Source organism: Brevundimonas sp., assembly GCF_032055285.1.
In the GTDB taxonomy this organism is placed as follows: domain Bacteria; phylum Pseudomonadota; class Alphaproteobacteria; order Caulobacterales; family Caulobacteraceae; genus Brevundimonas.
In genome coordinates, this window is sequence record NZ_DAMBRE010000001.1 from 62,985 (window position 1) to 89,936 (window position 26,952).

28 protein-coding genes and 1 pseudogene are annotated in these 26,952 nt (G+C 67.3%); 9 read left to right on the forward strand and 20 right to left on the reverse strand.

The window, feature by feature from the left end; genetic code table 11:
* Positions 1-23 precede the first annotated feature (23 nt).
* Positions 24-692, forward strand: coding sequence for a DUF1013 domain-containing protein (locus RTY13_RS00305; RefSeq protein ID WP_207822457.1), 669 nt, complete (start codon positions 24-26; stop codon positions 690-692).
* Positions 693-763: 71 nt separating this feature from the next.
* Here RTY13_RS00305 and RTY13_RS00310 read toward each other — a convergent pair whose 3' ends face one another.
* Positions 764-937 carry a YdcH family protein gene (locus tag RTY13_RS00310; RefSeq protein ID WP_292084299.1) on the reverse strand — a complete coding sequence of 58 codons (174 nt, stop codon included), beginning with the start codon at positions 935-937 and terminating at the stop codon, positions 764-766.
* 115 nt (positions 938-1,052) lie between these two features.
* Here RTY13_RS00310 and RTY13_RS00315 point away from each other — a divergent pair, with 115 nt between their 5' ends.
* The 3 genes from RTY13_RS00315 to RTY13_RS00325 are packed head-to-tail and all read left to right on the forward strand — an operon-like array spanning position 1,053 to position 2,398.
* Positions 1,053-1,670 carry a UbiX family flavin prenyltransferase gene (locus RTY13_RS00315; protein WP_312780320.1) on the forward strand — a complete coding sequence of 206 codons (618 nt, stop codon included), beginning with the start codon at positions 1,053-1,055 and terminating at the stop codon, positions 1,668-1,670.
* Positions 1,667-2,134, forward strand: a complete 468-nt coding sequence (locus tag RTY13_RS00320) for a TIGR02444 family protein (RefSeq protein ID WP_312780321.1) — start codon at positions 1,667-1,669, stop codon at positions 2,132-2,134. The genes RTY13_RS00315 and RTY13_RS00320 overlap by 4 nt, the downstream gene beginning before the upstream one ends.
* A 39-nt stretch (positions 2,135-2,173) precedes the next feature.
* Positions 2,174-2,398: a YdcH family protein gene (locus RTY13_RS00325; RefSeq protein ID WP_292084303.1), complete on the forward strand. Its 225-nt coding sequence runs from the start codon at positions 2,174-2,176 to the stop codon at positions 2,396-2,398.
* 12 nt (positions 2,399-2,410) lie between these two features.
* On the opposite strand, the gene RTY13_RS00330 is transcribed toward RTY13_RS00325, so the two are convergent.
* Complete coding sequence (locus RTY13_RS00330; protein WP_312781745.1) at positions 2,411-2,977, reverse strand: GGDEF domain-containing protein; 567 nt, start codon at positions 2,975-2,977, stop codon at positions 2,411-2,413.
* 135 nt (positions 2,978-3,112) lie between these two features.
* Here RTY13_RS00330 and purE point away from each other — a divergent pair, with 135 nt between their 5' ends.
* Complete coding sequence (purE, locus tag RTY13_RS00335; protein WP_312780322.1) at positions 3,113-3,604, forward strand: 5-(carboxyamino)imidazole ribonucleotide mutase; 492 nt, start codon at positions 3,113-3,115, stop codon at positions 3,602-3,604.
* Between the two features lies 1 nt (position 3,605).
* The gene (locus RTY13_RS00340; protein ID WP_312780324.1) at positions 3,606-4,679 is read left to right on the forward strand and encodes a 5-(carboxyamino)imidazole ribonucleotide synthase; all 1,074 of its coding nucleotides are present in this window, start codon (positions 3,606-3,608) and stop codon (positions 4,677-4,679) included.
* 76 nt (positions 4,680-4,755) lie between these two features.
* Here the strand turns inward: RTY13_RS00340 and RTY13_RS00345 are convergent, their stop codons facing one another.
* Positions 4,756-5,109 (reverse strand): DUF559 domain-containing protein, encoded by a 354-nt coding sequence (locus RTY13_RS00345; protein ID WP_312780326.1) that lies wholly within the window; start codon positions 5,107-5,109, stop codon positions 4,756-4,758.
* Positions 5,110-5,225: 116 nt separating this feature from the next.
* The gene (locus RTY13_RS00350) at positions 5,226-5,894 is read right to left on the reverse strand and encodes a COQ9 family protein (RefSeq protein WP_312780328.1); all 669 of its coding nucleotides are present in this window, start codon (positions 5,892-5,894) and stop codon (positions 5,226-5,228) included.
* A 189-nt stretch (positions 5,895-6,083) separates the two neighbouring features.
* On the opposite strand from RTY13_RS00350, the gene rpsU reads away from it, so the two are divergent.
* Positions 6,084-6,320, forward strand: a complete 237-nt coding sequence (gene rpsU, locus RTY13_RS00355; RefSeq protein ID WP_312781747.1) for a 30S ribosomal protein S21 — start codon at positions 6,084-6,086, stop codon at positions 6,318-6,320.
* A gap of 235 nt (positions 6,321-6,555) precedes the next feature.
* On the opposite strand, the gene RTY13_RS00360 is transcribed toward rpsU, so the two are convergent.
* The 7 genes and pseudogenes from RTY13_RS00360 to RTY13_RS00385 all read right to left on the reverse strand — a co-directional run bounded on the left by RTY13_RS00360 (position 6,556) and on the right by RTY13_RS00385 (position 14,373).
* On the reverse strand, positions 6,556-8,001 hold the full coding sequence (locus RTY13_RS00360; RefSeq protein WP_312780330.1) for an ABC transporter permease: 1,446 nt from the start codon (positions 7,999-8,001) through the stop codon (positions 6,556-6,558).
* Positions 7,998-8,978 (reverse strand): ATP-binding cassette domain-containing protein, encoded by a 981-nt coding sequence (locus RTY13_RS00365; RefSeq protein WP_312780332.1) that lies wholly within the window; start codon positions 8,976-8,978, stop codon positions 7,998-8,000. Before RTY13_RS00365 ends, RTY13_RS00360 begins: the two co-directional genes overlap by 4 nt.
* A 105-nt stretch (positions 8,979-9,083) precedes the next feature.
* The gene (locus tag RTY13_RS00370) at positions 9,084-9,620 is read right to left on the reverse strand and encodes a M23 family metallopeptidase (protein WP_312780334.1); all 537 of its coding nucleotides are present in this window, start codon (positions 9,618-9,620) and stop codon (positions 9,084-9,086) included.
* A 339-nt stretch (positions 9,621-9,959) separates the two neighbouring features.
* Positions 9,960-11,762 (reverse strand): autotransporter domain-containing protein, encoded by a 1,803-nt coding sequence (locus RTY13_RS00375; protein WP_312780335.1) that lies wholly within the window; start codon positions 11,760-11,762, stop codon positions 9,960-9,962.
* Positions 11,763-11,859: 97 nt separating this feature from the next.
* Entirely contained in the window at positions 11,860-13,089 is a 1,230-nt protein-coding gene (gene serA, locus RTY13_RS00380; RefSeq protein WP_409450275.1) for a phosphoglycerate dehydrogenase, read from the reverse strand.
* 135 nt (positions 13,090-13,224) lie between these two features.
* Positions 13,225-13,749: pseudogene (locus RTY13_RS17660) on the reverse strand (HAD-IB family phosphatase); the annotation flags it as partial.
* 84 nt (positions 13,750-13,833) lie between these two features.
* Positions 13,834-14,373, reverse strand: a complete 540-nt coding sequence (locus RTY13_RS00385) for a hypothetical protein (RefSeq protein ID WP_312780337.1) — start codon at positions 14,371-14,373, stop codon at positions 13,834-13,836.
* Between the two features lie 184 nt (positions 14,374-14,557).
* Between RTY13_RS00385 and RTY13_RS00390 the strand changes: the two genes are divergently transcribed.
* Positions 14,558-15,490 (forward strand): Hsp33 family molecular chaperone, encoded by a 933-nt coding sequence (locus RTY13_RS00390; RefSeq protein WP_409450263.1) that lies wholly within the window; start codon positions 14,558-14,560, stop codon positions 15,488-15,490.
* Here the strand turns inward: RTY13_RS00390 and RTY13_RS00395 are convergent.
* The 7 genes from RTY13_RS00395 to RTY13_RS00425 all read right to left on the reverse strand — a co-directional run bounded on the left by RTY13_RS00395 (position 15,487) and on the right by RTY13_RS00425 (position 22,966).
* The gene (locus RTY13_RS00395) at positions 15,487-16,206 is read right to left on the reverse strand and encodes a CPBP family intramembrane glutamic endopeptidase, BDIM_20840 family (protein ID WP_312780339.1); all 720 of its coding nucleotides are present in this window, start codon (positions 16,204-16,206) and stop codon (positions 15,487-15,489) included. The two genes, RTY13_RS00390 and RTY13_RS00395, sit on opposite strands and share 4 nt — an antisense overlap.
* Before the next feature lie 103 nt (positions 16,207-16,309).
* Positions 16,310-16,999, reverse strand: coding sequence for a phosphate regulon transcriptional regulator PhoB (gene phoB / locus RTY13_RS00400; protein ID WP_105562885.1), 690 nt, complete (start codon positions 16,997-16,999; stop codon positions 16,310-16,312).
* A gap of 43 nt (positions 17,000-17,042) precedes the next feature.
* Positions 17,043-17,792 (reverse strand): phosphate signaling complex protein PhoU, encoded by a 750-nt coding sequence (gene phoU / locus RTY13_RS00405; protein WP_312780340.1) that lies wholly within the window; start codon positions 17,790-17,792, stop codon positions 17,043-17,045.
* A 10-nt stretch (positions 17,793-17,802) separates the two neighbouring features.
* Positions 17,803-18,669: a phosphate ABC transporter ATP-binding protein PstB gene (gene pstB / locus RTY13_RS00410; RefSeq protein ID WP_312780341.1), complete on the reverse strand. Its 867-nt coding sequence runs from the start codon at positions 18,667-18,669 to the stop codon at positions 17,803-17,805.
* Between the two features lie 5 nt (positions 18,670-18,674).
* The gene (pstA, locus tag RTY13_RS00415) at positions 18,675-19,970 is read right to left on the reverse strand and encodes a phosphate ABC transporter permease PstA (RefSeq protein WP_312780343.1); all 1,296 of its coding nucleotides are present in this window, start codon (positions 19,968-19,970) and stop codon (positions 18,675-18,677) included.
* Positions 19,963-21,393, reverse strand: coding sequence for a phosphate ABC transporter permease subunit PstC (gene pstC, locus RTY13_RS00420; RefSeq protein ID WP_312780345.1), 1,431 nt, complete (start codon positions 21,391-21,393; stop codon positions 19,963-19,965). Before pstC ends, pstA begins: the two co-directional genes overlap by 8 nt.
* Before the next feature lie 148 nt (positions 21,394-21,541).
* Positions 21,542-22,966, reverse strand: coding sequence for an ATP-binding protein (locus tag RTY13_RS00425; protein WP_312780347.1), 1,425 nt, complete (start codon positions 22,964-22,966; stop codon positions 21,542-21,544).
* A 148-nt stretch (positions 22,967-23,114) separates the two neighbouring features.
* On the opposite strand from RTY13_RS00425, the gene RTY13_RS00430 reads away from it, so the two are divergent.
* Positions 23,115-25,403, forward strand: a complete 2,289-nt coding sequence (locus tag RTY13_RS00430; protein ID WP_312780349.1) for an ATP-binding protein — start codon at positions 23,115-23,117, stop codon at positions 25,401-25,403.
* Between the two features lie 13 nt (positions 25,404-25,416).
* Here RTY13_RS00430 and RTY13_RS00435 read toward each other — a convergent pair whose 3' ends face one another.
* Positions 25,417-25,626: a hypothetical protein gene (locus RTY13_RS00435; RefSeq protein ID WP_105562892.1), complete on the reverse strand. Its 210-nt coding sequence runs from the start codon at positions 25,624-25,626 to the stop codon at positions 25,417-25,419.
* A gap of 14 nt (positions 25,627-25,640) precedes the next feature.
* The gene (gene aceA, locus RTY13_RS00440) at positions 25,641-26,918 is read right to left on the reverse strand and encodes an isocitrate lyase (RefSeq protein ID WP_312780352.1); all 1,278 of its coding nucleotides are present in this window, start codon (positions 26,916-26,918) and stop codon (positions 25,641-25,643) included.
* Positions 26,919-26,952 lie beyond the last annotated feature (34 nt).

Genomic DNA, 26,952 nt, shown 5'->3' on the forward strand with positions numbered 1-26,952 from the left:
GCAAACGCCGGGACGCACGCCCCATGACCGACATCCTGATGCCCAAGGCCACCGCGGTCTGGCTGGTGGACAACACCTCGCTCTCGTTCGAGCAGATCGCCGCCTTCTGCGGTCTGCACCCGCTGGAAGTGCGCGGCATCGCCGACGGCGACGTGGCCCGCGACATCCGCGGCGTGGACCCCGTCACCGGCGGCCAGTTGACGCGCGAAGAGCTGGAAAAGGCGCAAGCCAACCCCGACTACCGCATGAAGGCCGTGGTCAGCCGCCACGCCGAACTGCTGAAGCCGTCCAAGACCGGCCCCAAGTACACGCCGGTGTCGCGTCGTCAGGACCGTCCCGACGCCATCGCCTGGTTCGTGCGCAACCACCCGGAAGTGACCGACGCCCAGATCGCCAAGCTGCTGGGCACGACCAAGTCGACCATCGAGACCGTGCGCAACCGCACCCACTGGAACTCGGCCAACATCAAGCCGGTCGATCCGGTGACCCTCGGCCTGGTCGGCCAGTTGCAACTGGACGAGATCGTCAAGAAGGCCGCCGACAAGAAGGCCAAGGACGACGCCAAGAACGGCGGCGGCGTGCTGCAGGCCATCGAAGCCGAGCCGGAAGAGCCCGAGTTCGTCCCCGAAGAGCGCGTGCGTCCCGGCGCCGAGCCGACCGCGGAATCGGTCTTCGGCCGCAACGACGACTGATTGTTCTGACCTGAACATGAAAACGGCCCCGAAGAGCGATCTTCGGGGCCGTTCTGTTTTCGGAGGCGGGCCTAGTGGGTCCTGGCCTCCAGGCTAGTGATTTCTTCCTTCAGCCTGAGCTTTCTCTGCTTGAGTTCCCTGAGGTGTGTCGGGTCCGCGGTGGGCCGGCGGGTCTCCTGCTGGATGGTCTCATCCAGCGTCCTGTGCCGATTTCCCAGTTCGCGAATACGAGCCTCGATCGTCATGGCTTGCGCCTCCATGTCTTAGGGACCACTACACTGAGCGCCCGGAACGACGGCCTGTGGAATCACATTGCGGTGACCCCGAGTCGCTCCGAACACGGAGACTGTGGAAGTCAAAATGGCCGATGATGTGAACTCGACCATACGGAACCCGAAGCCCTCGCGGTTGGTCGTTGGAATCTCTGGCGCTTCCGGCGTCATTTACGGCGCGCGCGTGCTGGACGCCCTGCGGGAACTGGGCGTGGAGAGCCATGTGGTGGTCACCAAGGCCGCCCTGCTCACATTGTCGCAGGAGACGGACTTAAGCCCCGGCGACCTGCTGTCGAAGGCGGACGTGACCTACAAGCTGGCCGATGTCGGGGCCGCCATCGCCTCGGGTTCGTTCCGCACGATGGGCATGATCGTGGCTCCCTGCTCTGTGCGGACCATGAGCGAGATCGCCACCGGCGTGACCTCGACTCTGCTGACCCGGGCCGCCGACGTGGTGCTGAAGGAGCGTCGCCCCCTTGTGCTGATGGTGCGCGAGACGCCGCTGCATCTGGGCCACCTGCGCACCATGACAGCCCTGGCCGAAATGGGCGCCACCATCGCCCCGCCCCTGCCCGCCTTCTACGCCAAACCCGCCAGCGTCGCCGAAATGGTGGATCAGTCGGTCGGCCGCGCCCTGGACCTGTTCGGTCTGGACTGGTCGGCCGTGCGCCGCTGGGAAGGCCTGAACGCCGGAACCCAGGCATGAGCGACTTCTGGCCCTGGGCCGTCACAGCCTATGAGGCTCCCGGCGTGGCCGAGTCCTGCCTGAGCCTGCAGGATCACAACGAGCAGAACGTGCCCCTGCTGCTATGGGCCGCCTGGCTCGCCGTTACCGGCCGCCGCCCGGACGAGGAAACGATCGAGGCCGCCTGCGACGCCGCCCGCGCCTACGACACCGTCGTCGTCGCCCCCCTGCGCGCCGTGCGCCGGACGCTGAAGGCGCCGATCCCCGATGTCGACCATGATCACCGCGAGGCCCTGCGCCAGCAGGTCAAGGCGCTGGAGCTGGACGCCGAACGCCGCCTGATGCTGGAGCTTGAAGCCCTGGCCCCCGCGCCGTCGGGAGCCCCGCGCCGCGCCATCGACGGCTTGGCCGAGACCGCGAAGCTGTGGGCTCGCGTGGTGCCGCGTCCGGCGCTGACGACGCTGGCGGATCGCCTTCCCGCCTGACCGCCGGTCGGTTATAAGAGGGGGCTTCCGGGGCGAGCCATGAACGACGACCAACCTTTCCTGTCCGATGAGGACCAGCAGCTTCGCGATCAGTTGAAGGCGCTTCTTCAGGAACACGCCGACCTCGACGCCTCGATCGAGGCGCTCGGCCACATGCCGATCCCCGATCAGCTGCGGATCGCCCGCCTCAAACGCAAGAAGCTGGCCCTGCGCGACGAGATCGTGAAGATCGAAGACCGCATCCTGCCCGACATCATCGCCTAGGCAGGCGAAGGCTCAGCGCGCCTTCTTTCGCAGCCACATGGCGGCGTCGGCTTCGGACAGCCAGACCTCGGGATCGGTCTGCCCCGCATAGGCGCGAACGCCGAACGAACCGCCCAGGGCCACAGTCGCGCCCTCCCAGACGAAGCCTTCGGTTTCCAGCGCGGTCGCCAGGCGCTGCGCCTTTGCACGCCCCTCGTCCGCGCCCGCGTTCATCAGCAGAAGCGCGAACTCATCGCCGCCCAGGCGCCCGACCGCATCGGACTCGCGCACATTGGCCAGCAGCAGGTCCGCCACGGCCATCAGGGCGGCGTCGCCCGCCGCATGGCCCAAGCCGTCGTTGACGCCCTTGAAGCCGTCCATGTCGAGATAGAGCAGCGCCGCCTCGACCTCGTGACGGCGGCAATAGGCCATGCTGCGGCTCAGCACGCTCATGAAGCCGCGCCGGTTCAGCGCGGGCGTCAGGACATCGTGGTCCGCCAGGGCCTCGGCCGTCTCTGCGCGGGCGGTCAGGGCGGCGACTTCGGCGCGCAGCCGTTCGATCTCGGCGTGCAGATCGGTCTCTGCAGTCGGTTCGGCCACGTCGGTCAAGTCAGGCTCCGGCGTCGCGAATCCCGGGCGACTCAGGCCCTCGCGACGGCGATGATTCTAACGACCTTGGTTGCGGGCGCAACGCGCGTGCTGTAACGGGCCGCTTTCCGTGTGGGGAGCCTTCGCATGACCGCCTCGACGCCACCCGTCGCCATCATCATGGGCAGCCGGTCCGACTGGCCGACCATGAAGCTGGCCGCCGACCGCCTGGATCAACTGGGCGTCGCCTGGGAGGCCAAGGTCGTCAGCGCCCACCGCACGCCCCAGCGCCTCTATGATTTCGCCACGACCGCCAAGGCCAAGGGCCACAAGGTCATCATCGCCGGCGCCGGCGGCGCGGCCCACCTGCCCGGCATGGCCGCCTCGATGACCGACCTGCCCGTGCTGGGCGTGCCGGTTCAGTCCAAGGCCCTGAAGGGCATGGATAGCCTGCTCTCCATCGTCCAGATGCCCGGCGGCGTACCGGTCGCCACCCTGGCCATCGGCGAGGCGGGCGCCGCCAACGCCGGCATCCTGGCGGCGCAGATCCTGGCCCTGTCGGACCCCGCCCTGGCCGAGCGCCTCAGCGCCTTCCGCGCCGCCCAGACCGATTCCATCGCCGAAACCGTCGAGGACTGACTTGCCCCAGCTGCCCCTGCCCCCCGGATCGACCCTCGGTATTCTCGGCGGGGGCCAGTTGGGCCGGATGCTGAGCCAGGCCGCCTCGCGCCTCGGCTTCGATGTGGTGATCCTCGATCCCCAGCCGGACTGCCCGGCCGCCCGCGTCTCGCGCGCCCAGATCACCGCCCCCTATAATGACCCCGACGCGCTGCAGGCGCTCGGACGGCTGTGCGACGTCGTCACCTTCGAGTTCGAGAACGTCCCGGCCTCCTCGGTCGAGACCCTGGCCGAGGCCGGCGCCCTGGTCGCGCCCGGACCGACGGCTCTGGCCGTGGCCCAGGACCGGGTGGACGAGAAGACCTATCTGAACGCCGTCGGCGCCGTGACCGCCGACTTCGCCGCCGTCGCCACCCTGGACGACCTGACCAAGGCCATCGACAAGCTTGGCCTGCCCGCCGTCCTGAAGACCCGCCGCGAGGGCTATGACGGCAAGGGTCAGGTCTGGATCCGCGACGCCGCCGACGCCGAGGCCGCCTTCGACGCCATCGGCCGCCGCCCCGCCGTGCTCGAAGCCGCCGCCGTCTTCAATCGCGAACTGTCGGTGATCGCCGCGCGCGGACACGACGGCGTCGTCGCCGTCTATCCCCTGGGCGAGAACATCCACGCCAACGGCGTGCTCAAGACCACCCTGGCCCCCGCCGCCGTCGATCCAGCGACACAGGCCCGCGCCGTCGAGATCGCCTCGGCGGTGCTCGACGGCCTCGACTACGTCGGCGTCATGGGGATCGAACTATTCGACATGGGAGGTGGGGTCTTGCTGGTGAACGAGGTCGCCCCGCGCGTCCACAACACCGGCCACTGGACCCAGGACGGCTGCGTCTGCGACCAGTTCGAGCAGCACATCCGCGCCATCGTCGGCTGGCCCCTGGGCCCGACCGACGCCCACGCCCGCATCGAGATGACCAATCTGCTGGGCGACGAGGTCGATCAGTGGCGCGCGCTGGCCGCCCAATCGAACGCTCGTCTGCACCTCTACGGCAAGCACGACGCCCGCGCCGGTCGAAAGATGGCCCACGTGAACCGCATCCTCTGACCCTCTCCCGCTGGGAGAGGGCTTGAGCCTCCAAGAGCGAAGCGATTGGCCAAGGCGAAAGGGTGAGGGGCGGCGGTCAGCCGTGAAGACGCCACGCGTGCAGCCTCACCGCTTCGATTAAGCCTTCCGGCGCGCTGAAGACCTGATCATTGGTCACCCGGATTACCACCCAGCCAAGCGCCTCAAGCCCCTGTTGCCTTTGCCGGTCGCGCGCCGCCACCTGATCCAGCCGATGCACGCCGCCGTCGACCTCAATGATCAAGCGTAATTGATCGCAGGCGAAGTCCGCAAAGTAGGGGCCGACAGGATGCTGGCGGCGGAACTTGTGGCCGTCGATCCTTCCCCCGCGCAGAATCGCCCAGACGCGCTCTTCCGCACGCCCGCAAGACTGGCGCAACGCACGCGCACGGTCGGTTCGCGAGGATGTCATCGGAGGAGTGTGTGAGCGGCGAGGAATAACGGCAAGCCGAAGCCCCTCACCCTTTCGCCTGGCGGATCGCCTTCGGCTCTCCGAGGCTCAAGCCCTCTCACGCTGGGAGAGGGAGGTCAGGCTTCCTTCGCCCCGTAGCGCAGCCGTCCCAGGGCGTCCGTGACGGCCTTGATCGGCGCGTCGAAGTCCTTGCCCGCCTTCCACTTCTCGAAGGCCATGACGTTCTCGATGCGGCGGGCGACGAAGGCTTCTGCGGCCTCACGTCCCTCGAACCAGCGCATGGTCAGGGCGGGGATCAGGATGCCGCCCAGGATGGCGCGCTTGGAATAATGGTTCTGGTCCGTCGCCGTGTCCCCTGCCCAGCGCCACAGATGGTCGGCGCTCTCCCCGGCCAGCTTGAAGCCCAGATCCACATTGGTCGGCAGGGTCAGAAACCCGGCGCAGCGCCTGGCCGCCTCGATGTCCTGCGCCCCCGCCTCCATCCGCGCCGAGACGGCGGCGGCGATTCGCTCGCGAATCTTCATCGTGGCGGCAGGCGTGGCCTCCAACGCCTGAAGCGCCCGCGAATCGTGACGTCGCGACAGCAGGACAGCCAGGTCGCGGGCGCCGTTGGGCAGCAGCAGTTCTTCATCCCCGAGCGAAAGCCCGTTCGCCTCGCACGCCGCGCGGACCAGGCGGCTGTTCCAGCCCAGTGTGGGCGCGCGTTCTATGGCGGCGTCCAGCACGGCCTGCTCCATGCGGGAGGCCCAGTCGGTTTTGGGAGCGGCGTCGGCGGTCTGGGTCATATCCCCAGAATAGTCCGCTCCGGCGGGCATTTCGAGCCATCACGATTGGCTGTGACGATCTGGACAGGCTCCCCTGTGTCGTGTATCAGCGCGCCTTCATCCGAAAGCCCTGACTTTCGGGAGAGATTTTATTTTGTCTGCCCGTCTCCCTTGGAAAGGACGCGGCGGGCGGCCAAAGGAGAGATAACCCTGGTTCAGATTTTCGTCCGCGACAACAATGTCGATCAGGCGCTGAAAGCCCTGAAGAAGAAGATGCAGCGCGAAGGCAGCTTCCGTGAAATGAAGCGCCACGTGCACTTCGAGAAGCCCTCGGAAAAGCGCGCCCGTCAGAAGGCTGAAGCCGTCCGTCGCGCCCGCAAGCTGGCCCGCAAACGCGCCCAACGCGAAGGCCTGCTGCCCGCTCCGAAGCCGCGCGCACCGCGCTGATCGGCTTCAGCCCAGGCTGACAAGATCAAGGCCCGCCCCGGGAAGCCGGAGCGGGCCTTTTCTTTTGACTGCGTTCGGCTAGCCTGCTCCTGGAGCAGGTCAACGGCGGCGTCGGCCCATGTCAGCAACACCGCCGGCTTTTCGTTCGTCAGCCCCCACTGAACGCCCGCGGTCATTGTCGTCATGACCCGCAAACGGACGACCGCGCGTGAGGTTCGCGGCCGCCCCTGACGCCTCAATGCCCGCCGCGCACCGCGCCGAGGAAGCTTCTCCAGTTCAGCTTCACGTCCGACAGGGCGCCTGCGCGGAAGGCCCTGCCCGCGACCCAGATCATCAGCGCTGCGAAGGCGAACATGCCGATCAGCGCGCCGACGATCTCGATCAGAGGCGGACCGCTGGGCGCTCGTGCGGCCATGACGAAGGGGGTGAAGGGCGGGATCAGGCTCATGATCTTCACCACTGGCGCATCCGGCGTGCGGATGGCCATCTGCATGACCAGCAACGGAACGATCAGCACCATCATGATCGGCCCCATCAGTGTCTGGGCGTCCCGCGGCGTCTCGCAGAATGCGCCGATCGCCGCGAACAGAAACGCGTACATCAGATAGCCGCCGACCATGAACATCAGGAAGTAGACCAGGAGCCCGCCGCTCAGCAGCACCGAGCCGACGTCGCGGGCCATGTCCGGCGCCGCAGCGACCAAGGCGACGCCTCCCAGAGCGCCCCACGCAATCAGCACCGTCAGCGTCAGCATGGCCACGCCCAACACCTTGCCGGTCAGGATCTCGGTCGCCGAGGCCGAAGACAGAAGGACCTCCAGGATCTTGTTCGACTTCTCCTCCATCACGCTGTTCAGCAGGATTGAGGCGCCGGTGATGATCAGCGACCACAGGATGAAGCCAACCGCCAGACCGACCACGGTCGGCAGCTTGTCGCGGAACGAGACCTCACCGCCCGAGCGCGCCTTGGGCGAGAAGATCGACAGCTCAGGACGGAAGCGGTCCGTCTGGGTCACCACAGCCGGGTCGATGCCGCTGGCGGCGAAGACCTGGTGACGATTAGCTTCCTTCAAGGCGTCGCGAACAGCGTCCTCGACCGCGTCGTCCGTGGCCCGAGCGGTCCAGACACGAGCGCCCGGCTGGCCGTTCGTCTCGTTCAGAAAGACGACAGCGCTCAGTTCTTTTCCTTCCGGCGCATCATCGCTGACGTATCGACGCGCCAGGGCGTCGCGCGCCTCGCCCGGTGCTGCAGCCGCGATGTCGGCAGGCGCCGCCACCAGGGTCAGACTACGTTTCGGCATCTCGAAGGCGGCTCCAGCGCGCGGAGCCTCGCGCTTCAGCGCCGCCACGCCCGCCTCAAAGCCTTCGGCCTCGGCGACCTGACGCACTCGATTGCCGCCTTCCACACCCGCTTCGGGTATGGCGGCCATGCGCAGGGCGCTGATATCCCCCCTCGCCTGCTCGGTTTCCAAGGCTCGCCGCACGGCGGCGGCCACGCCTGATCCGGCAGGCGCTTCGTCGATCAGGGCTACCTGGCGCACGGGCTCGGCGCTCTTCATCAAGATGGGGATGGCGCCGCCCAGCACCCCGAACAGGGGGAAGGCCAGCAAGGACAACCAGAAGCCGACGGTCTTGGCGTAGGCCATGAACTCCCGGCGCGCGATCAGAAGGGTGCGGTTCATCGGGCGGCCTCCGTCTTGAGCGCATCGCGCGCCCCATCTCGGGCGACTGTCTGATCTTCGTCGGGGTGGTCGCCCGTCAAGGCGATGAAGGCGTCGTGCAGCGTCGGCTCCTTCATCTGGAAGCGACGGACATCCAGTCCGCTCAGGAAGGCGGCCTTCAACGCCTCCTGGCCGCCCGCGCCTTGGACCAGGCCGGCGCGAAGCGTCAGCACTCCGCCGTGATCGTTAAGGACCTCGACGCCCGACACGCCCGGCAGCCCGGCGACAGCGGCGACGTCCAGCACGCCTTCCATTTCCAGGAAGCGTGGCGAGGTCGCCCGCGCCTGATCCACCGTGCCCTCGAACGCCTTCTTGCCGCGCGCCAGCAACACGACCTTGTCACACAGACGCTCGGCATGCTGCATGACGTGGGTCGAGAACAGAACCGTCGCGCCATCGGCGGCCAGGGCGCGGATCATGGCCTCCAGCCCCTGCTGGTTCATCGGGTCGAGGCCCGAAAACGGCTCGTCCAGGATCACGAACTCGGGGCGATGCACCACCGAGGCGATCAACTGGACCTTCTGGGCCATCCCCTTGGACAGCTCCTTCATCTTCTTCTTCTGAGCGTCGCCCAGACCCATCTGGGTCAGCATCTCGCGGGCGCGCTTGCGGCCCTCGGACGCCGGCACGCCCTTCAGCCCGCCGAAGAAGGCGATGGCGTCCACAGGCGTCATCTTCTTGTAGAGGCCGCGCTCCTCGGGAAGGAAGCCGATGCGGTCGCGCACCTTGCGTCCATCGTCGGCGCCCAGGATGTCGATCCGCCCCGATGTCGCCGACTGCAAACCCAGGATCATCCGCAACGTCGAGGTCTTGCCTGCCCCGTTGGGACCGAGGAAACCGCAGATCGTACCCTTCTCGACCTGGAAGCTCAGGTCGGAGACCGCCTGGAAGCCCCCGTACTTCTTGCTGATCCCGTCCAGCGTCAGCGCCGCAACCATGCCGTCCCCCTCGCAATCGTCGAACGCGAATCCTAACGGCGGGAGACAGGCAATGGAAAGGCCATTTTACATTACGGATTAGTCATGATCCGATCCGACCGGACTTCAGGCGCTGGCCTTCACATCAAAGCTCTGGCCGACGACCTTGATCGGGTTCACCTGCCCCCCGTTGCGGCGCACCTCGAAATGCAGGTGCGGGCCGGTCGAGTAGCCCGTCGACCCGACAAGGCCGATGCGCTCGCCCGACGCCACCTGTTGCCCCGTATGCACGTCGATACGGCTGAGGTGGCCATAGACGCTGCTCAGGCCGTTCGGGTGCTTCACCTCGATAAAATTGCCATAGCCGCCAGCCTGGAAACCGGCGCGGATCACCTTGCCTTCAGCCGTCGTATAGACGCTGGTGCCCTTGGGGGCGGCGATGTCCACGCCCTTGTGAGCGCGGGCCTTGGCCTCGATCGTAAGCTTGCGCAGTCCAAAGGCCGAGTTGATGCGATAGCCCTTCACAGGGGCCTCGAACAGGAGCTTGCGGGTGACGGGACCGGCGGGCTTGGCCACAGCCTTGATCGGCGGGGAGGCGGGCACGGACAGCTCCTCGACCTTGTCGGGCGCTGGACCGGCGGCCCCCAAGGGAGCGCCGGCCATGGCGAGAACGGCGGTAACAGCGACGACGCTGGTTTGACCAAAACGGATCGCAAACGGCCTTACGGCCGGGGGAAGAAAACGCATACTGAAACTGCACTCCGGGCGCTCAAACTGCGAGCGGGAGGGCCGTCATGGTCACGCGAAACAGGCAGCGCAGGTGGCGGAAAAAGCAGTCGCCGACGGCCGGGGTTGGTCGTCTTTTGCCATCACACCGGGACGCGAATGGGGCGCAGGATGGGCGACAAGGCGTCGCAGTCCTGGAACCTGAACACTTCCCCTGAACGAAAGAGGCCGCGCGACCTGCGCCGCGCGGCCCCTCCCCTTGCACTATTGCGCGCTTTACAGCGGCAAAGTCAGTTGCACTCCGCCCATGTGGCTGTCGGCTCGATCGCCGAAGCGGCCCTTGTAGCCGATCGAGACCTTCAGGCGGTCCATCACCGTGCCTTCGATGCCCGCCGAGGCCAGGAACTGACCGCCCCAGGGGTCCTCGATCTCACGCGACAGGACCTGGGCCGGATTGCCCGCGATGCCGGTGCGAACCGCGTCGCTGTCGTCGCTCAGCGAGTCGCGATAGCCGCCCTCTGCGTAGAAATGGAACCGGTCGACGCCCGCCTCGGCCCGCAGAACGATCTCGGCGGTCGTGCCCTGAACCGTGCGGTCCTGATAGGCGTACTGCGCCGCTGGCCCCTGCTCGACGAAGCCGTCCACATCGCTGTTGACCCATGTCACGGCGGCGCGCGGCGACAGGGCGATGCCGCCCATGTCGAACCACATCCCACCTTGCAGACGCGCGCCAGTCGATACGCCGCGCGTGGAGCCGGTGTGAACAACGGGCGCCAGCGACGTCAGACGGCTGATGTCGTTGAAATCATCCTGCGCCACGCCCGCCGCCGCGTTGATGAACAGGTCGCCCGAGCGCCAACCGCCGTAGACATCGAGGCCGAAGCTATCCAGTTCGACGTTCAGGCTGCCCGCGTCCACGTCGGCGTTGCGATAGCTGCCGGCCAATCCGAACTTGAGCCGCTCGCTGCCGCCCTCGATCGCGATCCGCACCCCATAGCCGTCCGAAGTGGCCTCTCCGATAGCGTCGCGCGCATCGGTCTTGGTGCGGTCCGCCAGCGCCGCAACGACGATCGAGGTCCCCGGCGCCCACGCCTCGCGTCCAGACAGAGCGGCGGTCGAGTCGTCCAGAGCATCCTCACGATGACGTCCCGCCGTCTCGCCAAGCACCGCCGTCTGCGAGCCCAGATCGCCGTAGTAGAGGTAGTCATTGGCCAGGCGGGCGATCACTGCATGGCCGGCGGCCGTCGGATGCACGCCGTCCCAATAGAAATAGTCGTTGGGGTTTGAGCAGACCGTCGCGCCATTGAAGCAGGGCTGGGTGACGTTCGACACGCCAAAGGCGGCGGGGTTGGCGGCGATGACGTCACCGACCTTGAACAGATCCATCATGATGATGTTCGTTCCCGGTCGCGCCGCGGCCGTCGTGGTCAGCCCGGTCAGCAAGGCGCCGTTGAAGGTCGTCACGGCATAATCGGCCAGGGGCGCGGCGGGCGTGCCACGGAACTGCGGGGTCAGACTGAGCTTGGGCAGGTTGGTGACCAGAATGGTCCCCGCCCCCGCCTGGGCCACGCTACCGACGATGAAGTTCATATCGGCCGCCGCCGCCAGCGAGACGGGGGCGATGCTCGCGGTCGGATTGGAGGAGGCCCCCGCTGCGGGCAGTCCCTGGAAGATATTGTTGGCGCCGCCCAGGATGCTGACCAGATCGCCAGAACCGAACTTTCCGCCGCGAGCCTGATATTGGGACAACTGCAGGCGCATTCCCATCGGCGCGGCCTGGCTGTCGGTGCGAGCGCCGCCGAAGGCGTAGTTGATGCTGCCCGTCACCGGCCCCATGAAGTTCGATGCGTTGAAGCCCAGCCGCTCGGTGAAGACCGGCCCGCTGGAGAAGCGCCCCTGGTAGTAGGGCGGCGATGTCGGCGTCGCGCCGCCCGTCGCCAGATAGAGGTTGCCGTTGTCGGACAGGCTGTCGCCGAAGACGACCAGCCGGTTGTAGCTCTGCGCCCCGGCCGCGCTGGCCGTCGAGACGGCAGCCAGGGTCAGGGCGGCCAGGGCCGCTCCGCGAAGAAGACGAGACATCGATGTTCCTCCCTCGACCGTCAGTATGCGGTCGTTATCGGGAGGATGCGCTGCTTCGCCGCAAGCGCAAGATGCCCCTAGGTAAACTGAACGTCGTTCAGTGAAGCATTCGGAAGCGCACTGTGCCCGGCAGGTCACGCAGGACCTTCAGCACCTCGGGATCATAGCCGCGGTCCACGTCGGTGATGACATAGCCGGTGCGCTCGTCCGTCTTCAGATGCTGGCCCAGGATATTGAGGCCCGCCGCCGACAGGGCGCGGTTCAGCTCGGCCAGAACGCCCGGCTGATTGCGGTGGATATGCAGCAGGCGGTGGGCCCGCGACACCTCGGCCAGCTGCACGTTGGGCAGGTTGACGCAGAAGGTGGTGTCGCCCCGGTTCAGATAGCCCAGCAGGCGTTCCGCGGCGAACTCGGCGATGGCTTCCTGCGCCTCCTCGGTCGAGCCGCCAATGTGGGGCGACAGGATGACGTTCTTCAGGCCCTGCAGAGGGCTGGCGAAGGGGTCGGCGTTGGTGCGCGGCTCTTCGGGGAAGACGTCCACCGCCGCGCCGGCCACCCGGCCCGACTTCACCGCCTCGGCCAGGGCGTCGACATCGACGACGTGACCGCGCGACAGGTTCAGGAACAGGGCGCCGGGCTTCATCTTCGCGAACTGGGCCGCACCGATGACGTCGGTGTTGTCCTTGCGCCCGTCGACATGCAGGCTGACCACGTCGGCCTCGGCCAGCAGGGCGTCCAGCGAGCGCATCCGCCGGGCGTTGCCCAGGGCCAGACGCTCCGACAGGTCATGGAAGATGACCCGCATCCCCAGACCCTCGGCCAGGACCGACAACTGTGAGCCGATAGCGCCGTAGCCGACGATGCCCAGGGTCTTGCCGCGCAGCTCGCGCGAGCCGGTCGCTGACTTGTTCCACTGGCCCTGATGCATGGCCGCCGACTTGTCAGCCACGTCGCGCATCAGGACGATGGTCAGGCCGATGGCCAGTTCGACCACCGAGCGGGTGTTGGAATAGGGCGCGTTGAACACGGCCACGCCGTGTTCGGCGGCGGCCTCCAGATCGATCTGGTTGGTGCCGATGCAGAAGGCGGCGACGGCCAGCAGGCGGTCGGCGTGTTCCAGCACCCGCTTGCTGACGTTGGTCTTGGAGCGGATGCCCAGGACGTGCACGCCCTTGATCGCCTCGATCAGGTCGTCCTCGTCCAGCGCGCCCTTCATCGTCTCGACAGTGTAGCCCGCCTCCTCCAGCCGCTCGACGGCGGCGGGGTGGATGTTCTCCAGCAGCAGCATGCGGACCCGGTTGCGCGGATAGGACCAGCGCCCGGCCACGCCCTCGGCGAACAGGACCTCGTCCAGCGAGGCGGCGGTCGCGTCGGCGACCTCGATCACCTTCTGGCGGCTGACAACCTCGGTAAAGGCGTAGAAGCGGTCGGCGGCGCCGGCCAACTTGACCTCGGCGTCGGTCCAGCCGTCGCCGACCATGACCACCGGGCCGGCCAGGTTCAGCGCCTTGATGACCTCGGGCTTGCCGTTGTCGCGCGACAGGGGGTTGGCCTCGTCCACGCCCGTGACCCGGCCCTCGTCGTCATAGATCAGGTCGTTGGCCAGGACGTGATCGGCGGCGACGCCCAGACGCGCGGCCAGGGGCGCGATCACCTCGCGGAAGCCGCCCGACAGAATATAGACCCGTTCGGCGTGACGCTCGAAGAAGTCGACGTTGCGACGGATCGAGGCGCCGGCCTCGTCCAGAATGCGGTCCGTCAGGGTCTCAACGTGGCCGCGGGTCAGGGCCAGCAGCTCCAGACGACGACGCAGGGCTGTGCCGAAGTCCACCTGCCCCGTCATGGCCTGATCGGTCAGGCCCGCGATCTCGGCCTTTTTCGCCGCCGCATCGGGGGCGTCGGACAGGGCGATGTCAGCGAGCGCTTCAAGCGTCTCGATACGCACCAGGGTGGAGTCGAAGTCGAAGATGAAGACGGGCGAAGTCATGCCCCGCACCTAGCCCAGCTTCGCACTTGCAGCAATAAAAAGGGGCGTCGAAGCGCCCCTTTCCGCATGATTTTTCCAAGAACGTCACAATTTGCCGAAACCGCCCGACCCTCCGCCTCTGCGGCGGCTTTCCAGGGCGGCGGCGCCGATGGCGGCGGCGATGGTGGCCACGGCCAGCAGGGCCCCGCCTTCCTTGGCGTGGTCGTGCGCGAAGTCGCCCGCATCCTCGGCGTATCGGCGCGCCTGCCTAGCGTAGCGCTTCATTGGCTTGCGCGCCTTCTTGCGTGAACGCTGCAGCCAGTGATCCGCCTGCGCCCGGGCATCCTGGCCGAACCTTCCGGCCCGCTCGCCCGCATAGTCGCCGAGATCAGCGGCGCGGTGCGTTAGCCCCTCGGCGCCGTGACGCACCCCACGTGCAATGTCATCGAAGCGGTGGCGCAGAGCCTCGGCGTCGAACCAACCACGCGGATCAACACGTTCCCGCAAGCGCTCATATCGAGTCGGGCCGCTGCGCTGGTTCAGCAGCAGGGCGGCCAGGCCGATCCCGGCCAGGACGGCGACTACGCCGGCAGCAACCCCCGGATGTTTGCGGACCTCGTCCACGGCGTTGAACTGTCGAACCATGGGCAACCTCTTCTCGAAACCAACTGTCGTCAGGACAGGAGCGAACCGGGACGAAAGAGGTTCCGATACAAACGGCCAAGCTGCAAGCCGGCACGTTCGCACGCCCCGCCCCTTACCAAGCGCGCGTCGCCTCCCTATGTTGCGCCGCTTCCAGACAGTTTCGCCTTTTTCAGGATCTTTCGCCGTGACCGATCACGCGCCCGCCGCACAGCCGACCGCCCCGACCGACAACCTCGCCGCCGCCTTCCAGATCGAAGGCTGGCCCGTGCGCGGCCGCCTGGTGCGGTTGGGCGAGGTGGTGGACAAGATCCTGTCGGCCCACGACTATCCCGAACCCGTCGCCGCCCTGCTGGGCGAGGCCTGCGTCCTGGCCGCCATCGTCGGCTCGGCGCTGAAGTTCGAGGGGCGCCTGATCGTTCAGGCCCAGGGCGACGGCCCTGTGCGCTATGTCGTCGCCGACTATGACACCGCCGGCACGCTGCGCGGCTTCTGCCGCTTCGATCCCGAAGAGGTGGCCAAGGCCTCCGAAGGCTTTACCCGCCCCGGCGCCCAGACGCTGTTGGGCAAGGGCGTCTTCATCATGACCATCGACCGGGGCGAGGACTTCGAGCGCACCCAGGGCATCACCCCGATCGAGGGCGAGAGCCTGTCGCTGTGCGCCGAGCACTACTTCGCCCAGTCGGAACAGGTGCCGACCAAGGTGCGTCTGGCCGTGGGCCAGATCACGACCGAAGACGGCACCGCCTGGCGCGCGGGCGGAGCCATGATTCAGGTCATCGCCGGCGACGAGGCCCGGGGCTCGACCGAAGAGGTGTGGGAACGCACCCGCGCCCTGTTCAACACCCTGGGCGACGACGAACTGATCGACCCCACGGTCAGCGCCGAGACCCTGCTGTATCGTCTGTTCCACGAGGACGGCGTGCGGCTGGAAGGCGCCCAGGCCCTGGCCGCCGTCTGCCGCTGCTCCAAGGAGCGGCTGGTCACGGTCATGCAGTCCTTCCCGCCCGACGACCGCGCCGCCATGGTCGAGGACGACGGCATGATCCACGCCACCTGCGAATACTGCTCGACCGTCTACAAGATCGCCCCCGCCGAGATCGAACAGCCGGCCGCCTAGACCAGCATGAAGATCGCATTTCCGTAGTTGTGCAGGAGGATCGGCAGCAGCACGCTGCCGGTCTTCTCGCGCAGCCACACCAGCAACAGGGCCGCGCCTCCCGTCGAGGCCATCAGCAGCGGCTCGAAGGTGAAGCCGCCGTCTGAATAGACCAGGGCATGGGTCAGGCCGAAAGCCAGGGACGACAACACCGCGCCCCACCCCATCCATGCGCCCAGAATGCGAACCGGCCTGCCGAAGGCCTCGTTCAGCATCAGCAGCAGCACGCCGCGATAGAAGAGCTCCTCGTCCAGTCCCGGCATGGTCAACTGGAAGGCCAGGCTGTCGAGATCGAAGCCCTGGCCGGGGAAATAGAGGGCCAGCCCGAGAAACAGGGCGACCAGCAGACCTGACAGGACCAAAGCCCCCGGCAAACCCCGGCGATCCTGCTTCAGCGTCAGGCCCGCCCGCCGCCAGCCGATGATCGGCAGGCTGGCCACGGCGAGCGACAGCAAGACCGCCAGCGCCTTGCCTTCCCAGTTCCAGTTCGAAGCGCCGAACGACAGCGGAATATGGCCGTAGCCGCGCGTCAGCACCGCGTCATAGGCCGCCATCAGCAGCAGGGCGGCGATCAGCCAGCCCCACCGCACGCGCCCCTTCATCAGAACAGCCGCCAGCCCTCCAGCCAGGGCGACAGCCCCGACCCAGCCTAGCATTGCAATGATCGCGTCCGGCATCGCGCCTCTCCCCATGACCTGTCGTCATGAGGCGAACCAGGCCGTCGGCAGATGCGGATGACCGAAATTTAACGCGCCGGCCATCGCCGGCGACGCCGACGTCCTAGCTGTTCAGGTCCAGCGAATAGCCGGCCGAACGCACGGTGCGGATCGGGTTGACCGTACCTTCGACGTTCAGCGCCTTGCGCAGGCGACCGACGTGGACGTCGACGGTGCGGGCCTCGACATAGACGTCCGAACCCCAGACGGCGTCCAGCAGCTGTTCGCGGCTGAAAACACGACCGGGATGCTTCATCAGGTGGTCCAGCAGACGGAATTCGGTCGGCCCCAGGTGGACCTCCTTGCCTGCGCGACGCACGCGGTGGGCGACGCGGTCGATGACGATGTCGGCGTGGTTGATGCGGTCGTCGGCCAGACCCGGGCGGATACGGCGCAGAACGGCGCGGATGCGGGCCGTCAGCTCGGTCATCGAGAAGGGCTTGGTCATGTAGTCGTCGGCGCCGGTGTCCAGGCCGCGCACGCGGTCGGTCTCCTCGCCGCGCGCGGTCAGCATGATGATCGGCAGGTTGCGGGTCTCGGCCCGGCCGCGCAGACGGCGGCAGACCTCGATGCCCGACAGCTTGGGCAGCATCCAGTCCAGCAGGACCAGATCCGGCAGGCGTTCGTCGACCTGTAGAAGCCCCTCCTCCCCGTCCGCGGCCACGGTCACGTCATAGCCTTCCTTCTCCAGATTGTACTGGAGCAGGGTGGCCAGGGCGTCCTCGTCTTCCATCACCAGAATATAGGGTTGCACGTCAGGCTCTCCGGTCGGTCGAAGTCGTCAGCAGGAAGTAAGGTCAGTCGTCCGTCAGATCGGACGGCTGGGTCGAGATATGGGGCGTGGGCGTCTGTTCCTCGCCCGGACCAGGGACGGCCTTGGGCCGCTCGCCCAGCATTTCCTCGCCGGTGATCTCATAGTGGACGGTCTCGGCGATATTGGTCGCGTGGTCGCCGATCCGTTCCAGGTTCTTGGCCATGAATAGCAAATGGGTGCAGGCCGTGATCGTGCGCGGGTCGCCCATCATGTAGGTCAGCAGCTCGCGGAACAGGGCGTTGTAGTGCTCGTCCACCTCGTCGTCGGTGCTCCACACCGACAGGGCGCGCTCGACCTCCGAGGCCGTATAGGCGTCCAGCACGTCCCGCAGTCGGGTCGACACCAGACGGCCCATCCGCTCGATCGAACGGGTCAGGGGCTGCATCGGCTCGCCCTCGGCCAGGATCAGCGCCCGCTTGGCGATGTTCTTGGCCAGATCGCCGGTCCGCTCCAGATCAGAAGCCAGCTTCATGGCCCCCAAGGTGCGGCGCAGGTCCGAAGCCACCGGCTGACGCAGGGCGATCAGGCGGATCGACTTCTTCTCGATGTCGCGGTGCAGAGCGTCCAGGCGGTTGTCGCGCTCGACCACCGCCTTCGCCAGGGCCACGTCGCGGCGGGCGACGGATTCGATGGCGTCCGCCACCTGGGCCTCGGCCAGACCGCCCATGCGGACGACCTCGGCCGTCAGCTGGTTCAGTTCGTCGCCGTAAGCCTTGACCGTATGCTGGTTCATGCTCGCGCCCTTAGCCGAAGCGGCCGGTGATGTAGTCGAGCGTGCGACGCTCGCGCGGGTTGGTGAAGATCTCTTCGGTGTCGCCGGTCTCGACCAGCTTGCCCATGTGGAAGAAGGCCGTGCGCTGCGACACGCGGGCCGCCTGGGCCATGGAGTGGGTGACGATGACGATGCAGTAGCGCTCGCGCAGCTCGTCGATCAGCTCCTCGATCTTGGCCGTGGCGATGGGGTCCAGCGCCGAGCAGGGCTCGTCCATCAGGATCACTTCGGGTTCGACCGCGATGGCGCGGGCGATGACCAGACGCTGCTGCTGGCCGCCCGACAGGCCGGTGCCCGGCGAGTGCAGGCGGTCGGCGACCTCGTCCCACAGACCGGCGCGCTTCAGCGCCTTCTGGACGATGTCGTCCAGCTCGCCCTTGGACGAGGCCAGGCCGTGAATCTTCGGCCCATAGGCGACGTTCTCATAGATCGTCTTGGGGAAGGGGTTCGGCTTCTGGAAGACCATGCCGACCTGGGCGCGCAGCAGCACGGGGTCGATCTTGCGGTCGTTGATGTCGCCGCCGTCCATCTCGATCTCGCCGGTGACGCGGCAGCCCGGAATGGTGTCGTTCATGCGGTTCATGGTCCGCAGGAAGGTCGACTTGCCGCAGCCCGACGGACCGATCAGGGCCGTGACGGTCTTGTCCGGGATGTCCAGCGAGACGCCGAACAGCGCCTGCTTCTCGCCGTAGAAGACGCTGACGTCGCGCGCGGCGATCTTGATCGGGCCCAGCGGCGCCGAGGCGTGGGCGCCCACGGCCGGGGCGGTCGACAGGCTGGCCCCGGCGGAGCCGCCGTCGGCCTGGCCATCGGGAGCGCGGAAGATTTTGGACTTCATAAGACTTACCACCGGCGTTCGAACCGCCGACGCAGCAGGATCGCGGCGGCGTTCATGACGATCATGAAGGCGAGGAGCACAAGGATGGCGGCGGCGGTCCGCTCGTGGAACGCGCGCTCCGAGGCGTTCTCCCAGATGTAGATCAGCGACGGCAGGGCGCCGACGGGCTCGTCGATGGCGTGAGGCACGCCGGGGACGAAGCTGATCATGCCGATCAGCAGCAGGGGCGCCGTCTCACCCAGGGCGTGGGCCATGGCGATGATCGAACCCGTCATGACGCCCGGCATGGCCAGGGGCAGGACATGGCCGAACACCGTCTGGGTGCGGCTGGCGCCCATGGCCAGGGCGGCCTCGCGGATCGAGGGCGGCACGGCCTTCAGCGACGAGCGCGTGGCGATGATCACCGTCGGCAAGGCCATCAGGGCCAGCACCAGACCGCCGACCAGCGGACTGGCGCGCGGCAGGTGCATGAAGTTGATGAACAGGGCCAGCCCCAGCAGGCCGTAGACGATCGACGGCACGGCGGCCAGGTTGTTGATGTTGACCTCGATGATCGCCGTGATGCGGTTGCGCGGCGAGTATTCCTCCAGCCAGACGGCGGCGCAGACGCCGACCGGAATGGCGATCAGGGCCGTGACCAGCAGCATCAGGGCCGAACCGACCACGGCGCCCAGCAGACCCGCCAGTTCCGGTTGGGTCGAGTCCCCCTTGGTGAACAGGGCGCTGTTGAAGTGGGCGCGCACGGCGCCCGAGGCCTTCATCCGGTCCAGCCAGGCCATCTGCTCATTGCTGACGCGGCGCTGATCCTCGGGCACGGCCCTGGAGATCTCGCCCTTCAGGTAGAGGTCGGCGTTGTCCGACAGGGGCGCGGTGACCGGCACCGTCTGGCCCAGCAGGCTGGGCTGGCGCGCGATCATGCCCGCCGCCTGGAACTTCAGCTCGGACGAGAACAGGGCCTTCATGGCCGCAGCCTTGGAGCCTTGCGCATCGTCCTGGATGCCCAAACGACGCAGTTGCTGCTCGGCGACGATCTGCTCGAAGTTGGCGCCCTGCGGGTAGGATCGGTCGATGCGCGACGCGTCCATATGCACCGGCAGGGTGACGCTGTGGCTGTAGAAGGCCGTGCGGCCCTGCATGATGATGCTGCCCAGCAGGATCACCAGGAAGACCAGGGCGAAGCCGATGGCCGCGCGGCCATACCACTTGAAGCGGGTCTCGCGCGCATAGCGGCCGCGCAGGCGCGCTTGCAGGCGCTGGGTGCGCGGGCTGACGGCGCTCGGGTTCTGGGCGGCGTCAGTCATACTGTTCCCGATAGGCTTGCACGATGCGCATGGCGACGATGTTGAGCAGCAGGGTGACCACGAACAGGGTCAGGCCCAGACCGAAGGCGGCAAGCGTCTTGGGGCTGTTGAACTCCTGGTCTCCGGTCAGCAGGGTGACGATCTGCACGGTCACGGTCGTGACCGTGTCCAGCGGGTTCAGCGTCAGCTTGGCGGCCAGACCGGCGGCCATGGTCACGATCATGGTCTCGCCGATGGCGCGCGAGACGGCCAGCAGGAAGGCCCCGGCGATGCCCGGCAGGGCGGCGGGCAGCAGCACCTTCTTGACCGTCTCGGACTTGGTCGCGCCCATGGCGTAGGAGCCGTCGCGCAGGGACTGCGGCACGGCGTTCATGATGTCGTCCGACAGGGAGCTGACGAAGGGGATCAGCATGATCCCCATGACAGCGCCGGCCACCAGGGCCATCTGGTTCTGAACCAGCAGCAGGTATTGCCCCACCCCGTCCAGCGGTCCGCCGGCCAGCCAGCCGCCGATGGTGTTGAAGAAGACGCGGAAGGCCGGCCCCACCGTCAGGGCGGCGAAAAAGCCGTAGACCACGGTCGGAACCCCGGCCAGAACCTCAAGCAGCGGCTTGACCACGGCGCGGGTGCGACGACCGGCGTATTCCGACAGATAGATGGCCGAGAACAGGCCGATCGGACCCGCCACCAGCATGGCGATCAGCATGATCAGGAAGGTGCCGGCGAACAGGGGCACGGCTCCGAAGGCGCCCGACGAGCCGATCTGGTCGGCGCGGATCGCCATCTGCGGGCTCCACTTGGTGCCGAACAGGAACTCGGTCACCGGCACCGAAGCGAAGAAGCGAAGGCTGTCCCACACCAGGGAGAAGATGATGCCGACCGTCGTCAGCACCGCCACCGCGGAACAGGCGAACAGGATGATGCTGATCCAGCCTTCTACCCGGTTGCGCGCTCGCAGGTCGGGGCGGATGCGCACGAAGACGAAGACCCCGCCCAGGACAGCCGCGATCAGGGCCGCGACACCGCCGCCCCAGTTCAGGGCCGACGAGATGCTGTGGGCGCGGCGGCCTTCAGCCGGCAGTTCCTCGGCATAGGGCGCGGGCCAGATCTGCTGGGCCTCAAGTCCTTGGCCGATGCGGCGCGCGTCCGAGAAGAAGGCCTCGCGACGGAAGGGCTCCAGCTGGGTGATGCTGTCGGGTGCGCCGGCGGCCAGCATCTGGCGCTCCAGCGGGGCCGAGAAGATCGAGGCGGCGATCAGCACGACCAGGGCCGGCATGCCGACCCAGATCAGGGCGTAGAGGCCGTGTTGGCCAGGACGCGAATGCGCCCTGACGCCCTTGCTGCGGCGCGTCGCCAGGCGACGCCCACCCAGATAGGCGAGCCCCGAAAAGGCGAACAGCAGTAACAGGAAAATCCAGATCATCCGGGTCCGTGCACGCGTGAATCATTAACGTGCCGGGTCCGGCGCGTTTCGGCCGGGAAACTGCCTGTGATTGGCGAGCGGAATAAGACGGGCGCGTGACAGTTCTGTTACGGTGCCCATCCCCTGTGTCGCAGCCTGTGTCGCAGGCCTAGATCGCCGAACTGCCCGCGGGCTCCGTCTCGCGCGCAGGGGCCAGGGGGAAGGCCGCCGCGAAGATCGCCCCCTGCCCCGGGGCGCTGTCCACGCTCAGCCCGCCTCGGTGGCGGATGATGATGTGGCGCACGATGGCCAGGCCCAGGCCTGTGCCCTGACGCTCGCCGCTCTTCTGGCCCTCGACGCGATAGAATCGTTCGGTCAAACGCGGCAGGTGCTCCCGCGCCATGCCAGGACCATGATCGCGCACGGTGACGACGGCGTATTTCACCCCCGTCTCGCGGTCGGGCGTTTCCAGGGACAGGCGAGTTCCCTCGGGCATGCGCGCGGCCATGGCCTCGTCCAGGGTGCGACCACGATCAATCGACAGTTCGACCATCCCGCCGTTGCTGGAATATTTCAGGGCGTTGTCCACCAGATTCTGGATCACCTGAACGATCTCGTCGCGGTCGCCGGTCACGCTTGCCCCCCCCTGACCCAGGTCGGCCTTGATGGTGACCCCGCGCTCGCGCGAGAGGACGCTGACGGCGTCCACGACGTCGGAGGCCGCCCGAGCCAGATCGACCCGCCCCAGAGGCGCGATGTGTTCGTTCAGCTCGATCCGGCTCAGCGACAGCAGGTCGGCGACCAGGCGCCCCATGCGGTCGGCCTGGATGGCCATGATGTCGAGGAACTTATCGCGGGCCTTGGGGTCGTCCTTGGCGTGGCCCTTCAACGTCTCGATGAAGCCCGACAGCGAGGCCAGGGGCGTGCGCAGTTCGTGACTGGCGTTGGCCAGGAAGTCGACGCGCATCATCTCCATGCGACGGGCGTCGGTTTCGTCGCGCAGGGCCAGCAGGGCCAGGGCCCCGGCGCCCCACAGATGGGCGTCCCGCTCTGGCAGGGGCCGGATGAAGGCGCGCCAGTGCCGCTCTTGGGCGCCGCCGCCGACATAGTCGACCGTGCTGCTGAAATCGCCGAACAGGGCCTCGTCCACCGCCTCCAGCACCTTGGGATCGCGGATCACGGAGACCAGCAAACCGCCGCCCGTCCCGCTCAAGCGAAACAGCTCACGCGCGGCGGCGTTGGCCAGGGCGATGCGGCGTCCGGCGATGTCATCGGCTTCGCCGCCGCTGACGATCAGGATGGGATCGCCCAGCGCCTCGAAGACGTCACCCAGCAAGGCGCCGTCCGGCGCGATATCCACGCGTCCGTTTCCGTCCAGCTCGCTGATGCTGACCAGGGCCGGAGGACGACGATTGACCAGCCAGGTCGCCAGAGCCACCGCCGCCGCGCCCGCCGCCAGCCATCCCGCCAACTCCGGCTTCATCACGCCCAGAACCGCCATGATCAGGATGGCCACCCCGCCGCTGGCGCCGGCGGTCCATAGCCGGGACGAGGCGGTTGGCGCGACCGGGGAAGGCGAGTGCTCGTACGGCATGAGGATCGACGTTATCTCATTATTCAGCGACAGCCCCTAACCTGTCAGAAATACGGGGCCTTCGTCGGAGGCGGCGGGATTCTCGTGCCTAGCTTAATTTGTTCACCGATTTGCGGCAGTCACGACGACAGACCGAGGGGTTTTTGACGTGAATACGATCCTGAACTGCCTGGTTCAGCAACACGATTGGCGCATTCTGCCGTTCGCCCTTCTTGTCTCTGTCTTCAGTCTCCTGATCGCCCTATCCTTGTTCGATCGCGCCCGCAGCGTGGCGCGGCGCTCGCGGCGCGTCTATTTAATCGCCGCCCCCCTGGTGGCGGGATTGGGCGTCTGGAGCACCCACTTCATCGCCATGACCGCCTACGACATTGGCGTGCCGGTTCGCTACGAGGTCTGGGAAACGGCAGGCTCACTATTGGTCGTCGCGTTCGCCTTCTACGTCGCCATGCATCTGGCCCTCGCCGAAGCCGGGCGCATCGGAAGAGTCGTCGCCGCCGTCACGTGCGGCCTGGGCGTCGCGGCCATGCACTTCTTGGGCATGGGTGCGATGCGGCTTTCAGGCGCCGTGCTGTCGTGGAACGCGCCCCTGGTCGCGCTCGCCGTGATCGGCGGCTTGATGCTGGTCGGGACCATGAGCTTCCTGCCCTGGCGATCGGGAATCAAGCGGGTCATCGGCGCCACCGTCCTGGGGGCGCTCAGCGTCTGCTGGCTGCATTTTGTCGCCATGAGCGCTGTCGTCATCACCCCCACGCCCGGCGTGCTGATCCCCGTCGCCGCCTTCGCCGAGACCGCTTTGACCGTCTGGATCGGCGCCGGCGTCGGACTATTGGTCGTCATCGCCGCCTTCCTGACCGGCATGGTCTGGTGGTCGCGCCACAGCGCCCTGGGCCAGTTGCGCGAGGCGATTGAAGCCATGCCCGACGGCCTCGGCTTCTACGATGCCGACGACCGCCTGGCGATCTGGAACCAGCGCTACGCCGACGTGAATCCCGAAGTGGCCGCCGTCCTCAAGGTCGGCGTCACCTTCCGCGAAATCCTGGAAGCGGGACTGAAAGCGAACATCTACCCTTGCGCCAAGGGCCGTGAACAGGCCTGGCTCGCCGAACGCATGGCCAACCGCCGGCGGCCCCAAGGCGCGATGGAACAGAATGTGGGCGACCGCTGGCTGAGGGTTCAGGACCGCCGCACGGCTGAAAAAGGCACGGTCACGGTCTGCTCCGACATCACCGACCTGAAACGCGACGCCCAGGCCCTGGCCGAGGCGCGCGACGCCGCCGACGCCGCCAACCGCGCCAAGAGCCAGTTCCTGGCCAATATGAGCCACGAGATCCGCACGCCCCTGAATGGCGTCATCGGCGTGGCCCAGGCCCTGGCCCGCACGGATCTGAGCGAACAACAGCGCGAGATGCTGGACCTGATCCACTCCTCCAGCCGCACCCTGCAGACCCTGCTCAGCGATATCCTGGACCTTGCCCGCGTCGAATCGGGTCGCCTGGAGCTGGGCGACGAGCCGTTCGATCTGGCCCGCGCCACCGAAGAGGCGGCCCAACTCTATGCCGCCGCCGCCCGCGACAAGGGACTGCAATTCGTCGTCGAGGTGGCGCCCGAGGCCCGCATCTGGGTTCATGGCGATGCGGTGCGCCTGAAACAGATCCTGACCAATCTGGTCTCCAACGCCGTCAAGTTCACCGCCGCCGGCTTCGTCAGCCTGACCGTCGACGCCGGGCCTCAAGGCCTGCGCTTCGTGGTTCAGGACACCGGCATCGGCTTTGACGCCGAAACGCGCGACCGCCTGTTCAGCCGCTTCGAACAAGCCGACGGGGAGATCACACGACGCTTTGGCGGCTCGGGCCTGGGTCTGTCGATCAGCCGCGAACTTGCGGCCATGATGGGCGGCGGTCTGGACTGCGAAAGCGAGCCAGGCGGCGGCGCCGCCTTCATCCTGGCCCTGCCCTTGCGGCCAGCCGAAGCCCCCGTTGCGCCGACGCCAACCATGGTGGCGTCGGCGGACTCTGGCCTTGTCGAGAACAACCGCCGCCTACGCATCCTCGTCGCCGACGACCATCCCACCAACCGGCGCGTGGTCGAGTTGATCCTGGATCAGGAAGCCGTCGATCTGGTCTCGGCGGAGAATGGGGTCCAGGCGGTCGAAGCCTGCCGGGCGTCGACCTTCGACCTGGTGCTGATGGACATGCAGATGCCGGTCATGGACGGGCTGACCGCCACCCGCGAGATTCGTCTGCATGAGTTGGCGATGGGCATGTCCCCCACGCCCATCGTCATGCTCACGGCCAACGCCCTGCCCGAACACATAGCCGCCGGCATCGATGCCGGCGCCGACCGCCATCTGTCCAAGCCCTTCAGCGTCGAGGCCCTGCTGGCCATGGTGGCTGAACTAACTTCCGACGCGCCTCAGGCCGCGGTTCAGGCGGCCTGAGGGTCTTCTCTTCCTATTCGTAGCCGTGGGCGGCTTCGTTGATGACCTGGCTGGGCATGGACGAGAAGTCCACGCTCAAGGGCCGAGCGGCCTTGGCCTCAAAGGTCTTGAGCACATGCTCCAGACGGCGGCGCACCTCGCGTTCCGCCTCGGTCGATCCGTCCAGCGCCAGGGGCGCCAGGCAAAAGTCGATGATGGCTTGCGGACGGGTCATCGGTTCCATGTCTCTATCCTTTCCTATGCGGCGTGGAACTGAGCGGTCTCGGTCGAGTCCTTCAGAGCCGTGGTCGAGGACTGGCCGTTCGAAATGACCGTGGCGACCTGATCGAAATAGCCGGTGCCGACTTCACGCTGGTGACGGGTGGCGGTGTAGCCTGCGGCCTCGTTCGAGAACTCGCGCTGCTGGAGCTCGGAATAGGCCGCCATTCCGCGATCGCGGTAACCATCGGCCAGTTCGAACATAGAGTTGTTCAGGCTGTGGAAGCCGGCCAGGGTCACGAACTGGAACTTGTAGCCCATGGCCCCCAGCTCGCGCTGGAACTTGGCGATGGTGGCGTCGTCCAGCTTGGCCTTCCAGTTGAAGGAGGGCGAGCAGTTGTAGGCCATCAGCTTGCCCGGATGCGCCTTCTGGATCGCCTCGGCGAACTTCTTGGCGTCGTCCAGATCGGGATGCGAGGTCTCCCACCACAAGAGGTCGGCGATGTTGGCGTAGGACAGGCCGCGCGCGATGCAATGGTCCAGACCCGTGCCTTCCTTCAGGCGGAAGAAGCCCTCGGGCGTGCGGTTGTCGCGGTCGATGAAGGGCTGGTCGCGTTCATCGATGTCCGAGGTGATCAGCTGGGCGCTCTCGGCGTCGGTGCGGGCGACCGTGATGGTCGGCGTGCCCATGACGTCGGCGGCCAGACGGGCGGCGACCAGATTGCGCTCATGCGCCTGGGTCGGGATCAGGACCTTGCCCCCCAGGTGGCCGCACTTCTTCTCAGAGGCCAGTTGGTCCTCGAAATGGACGCCCGCCGCGCCCGCCTCGATGAAGGCCTTCATGATCTCGAAGCTGTTCAGCGGGCCACCGAAACCGGCCTCGGCGTCGGCGACGATGGGAGCGAACCAGTCGCGCTTGGCGCCGCCCTCGGCGTGCTCGATCTGGTCGGCGCGTTGCAGGGTGCGGTTGATGCGGCGGCACAGTTCCGGCGCGGCGTTGGCCGGATACAGCGACTGGTCCGGGTACATGGCCCCGGCGGTGTTGGCGTCAGCTGCGACCTGCCAGCCCGACAGATAGATGGCCTTCAGGCCGGCGCGAACCATCTGCATCGCCTGGTTGCCGGTGACGGCGCCCAGGGCGCTGATGAAGGGCTCGTCGTGCAGCAGCTGCCACAGGCGGTTGGCGCCGCGCTCGGCCAGGGTGTGGGTGATCGGCACCGAGCCGCGCAGGCGCAGAACGTCCTCCGGCGTATAGGGGCGTTCGATGCCGTCGAAACGGCCGGCGGGCGAAGGAACCAGATCGGCGAAGGTCGTCATGTTCGTCTCGGCTTTGAAATGGCGCGGCTGCTGC

Excerpts from the sequence above, each read along its gene's own strand:
- RTY13_RS00305 (WP_207822457.1), top strand. The coding sequence starts at position 24 with ATGACCGACATCCTGATGCCCAAGGCCACCGCGGTCTGGCTGGTGGAC.
- RTY13_RS00310 (WP_292084299.1), bottom strand. The coding sequence starts at position 937 with ATGACGATCGAGGCTCGTATTCGCGAACTGGGAAATCGGCACAGGACG.
- RTY13_RS00315 (WP_312780320.1), top strand. The coding sequence starts at position 1,053 with ATGGCCGATGATGTGAACTCGACCATACGGAACCCGAAGCCCTCGCGG.
- RTY13_RS00320 (WP_312780321.1), top strand. The coding sequence starts at position 1,667 with ATGAGCGACTTCTGGCCCTGGGCCGTCACAGCCTATGAGGCTCCCGGC.
- RTY13_RS00325 (WP_292084303.1), top strand. The coding sequence starts at position 2,174 with ATGAACGACGACCAACCTTTCCTGTCCGATGAGGACCAGCAGCTTCGC.
- purE (WP_312780322.1), top strand. The coding sequence starts at position 3,113 with ATGACCGCCTCGACGCCACCCGTCGCCATCATCATGGGCAGCCGGTCC.
- RTY13_RS00345 (WP_312780326.1), bottom strand. The coding sequence starts at position 5,109 with ATGACATCCTCGCGAACCGACCGTGCGCGTGCGTTGCGCCAGTCTTGC.
- RTY13_RS00350 (WP_312780328.1), bottom strand. The coding sequence starts at position 5,894 with ATGACCCAGACCGCCGACGCCGCTCCCAAAACCGACTGGGCCTCCCGC.
- RTY13_RS00360 (WP_312780330.1), bottom strand. The coding sequence starts at position 8,001 with ATGAACCGCACCCTTCTGATCGCGCGCCGGGAGTTCATGGCCTACGCC.
- RTY13_RS00365 (WP_312780332.1), bottom strand. The coding sequence starts at position 8,978 with ATGGTTGCGGCGCTGACGCTGGACGGGATCAGCAAGAAGTACGGGGGC.
- RTY13_RS00370 (WP_312780334.1), bottom strand. The coding sequence starts at position 9,620 with ATGGCCGGCGCTCCCTTGGGGGCCGCCGGTCCAGCGCCCGACAAGGTC.
- RTY13_RS00375 (WP_312780335.1), bottom strand. The coding sequence starts at position 11,762 with ATGTCTCGTCTTCTTCGCGGAGCGGCCCTGGCCGCCCTGACCCTGGCT.
- RTY13_RS00385 (WP_312780337.1), bottom strand. The coding sequence starts at position 14,373 with ATGGTTCGACAGTTCAACGCCGTGGACGAGGTCCGCAAACATCCGGGG.
- RTY13_RS00395 (WP_312780339.1), bottom strand. The coding sequence starts at position 16,206 with ATGCCGGACGCGATCATTGCAATGCTAGGCTGGGTCGGGGCTGTCGCC.
- phoU (WP_312780340.1), bottom strand. The coding sequence starts at position 17,792 with ATGAACCAGCATACGGTCAAGGCTTACGGCGACGAACTGAACCAGCTG.
- pstB (WP_312780341.1), bottom strand. The coding sequence starts at position 18,669 with ATGAAGTCCAAAATCTTCCGCGCTCCCGATGGCCAGGCCGACGGCGGC.
- pstA (WP_312780343.1), bottom strand. The coding sequence starts at position 19,970 with ATGACTGACGCCGCCCAGAACCCGAGCGCCGTCAGCCCGCGCACCCAG.
- pstC (WP_312780345.1), bottom strand. The coding sequence starts at position 21,393 with ATGATCTGGATTTTCCTGTTACTGCTGTTCGCCTTTTCGGGGCTCGCC.
- RTY13_RS00425 (WP_312780347.1), bottom strand. The coding sequence starts at position 22,966 with ATGCCGTACGAGCACTCGCCTTCCCCGGTCGCGCCAACCGCCTCGTCC.
- RTY13_RS00435 (WP_105562892.1), bottom strand. The coding sequence starts at position 25,626 with ATGGAACCGATGACCCGTCCGCAAGCCATCATCGACTTTTGCCTGGCG.
- aceA (WP_312780352.1), bottom strand. The coding sequence starts at position 26,918 with ATGACGACCTTCGCCGATCTGGTTCCTTCGCCCGCCGGCCGTTTCGAC.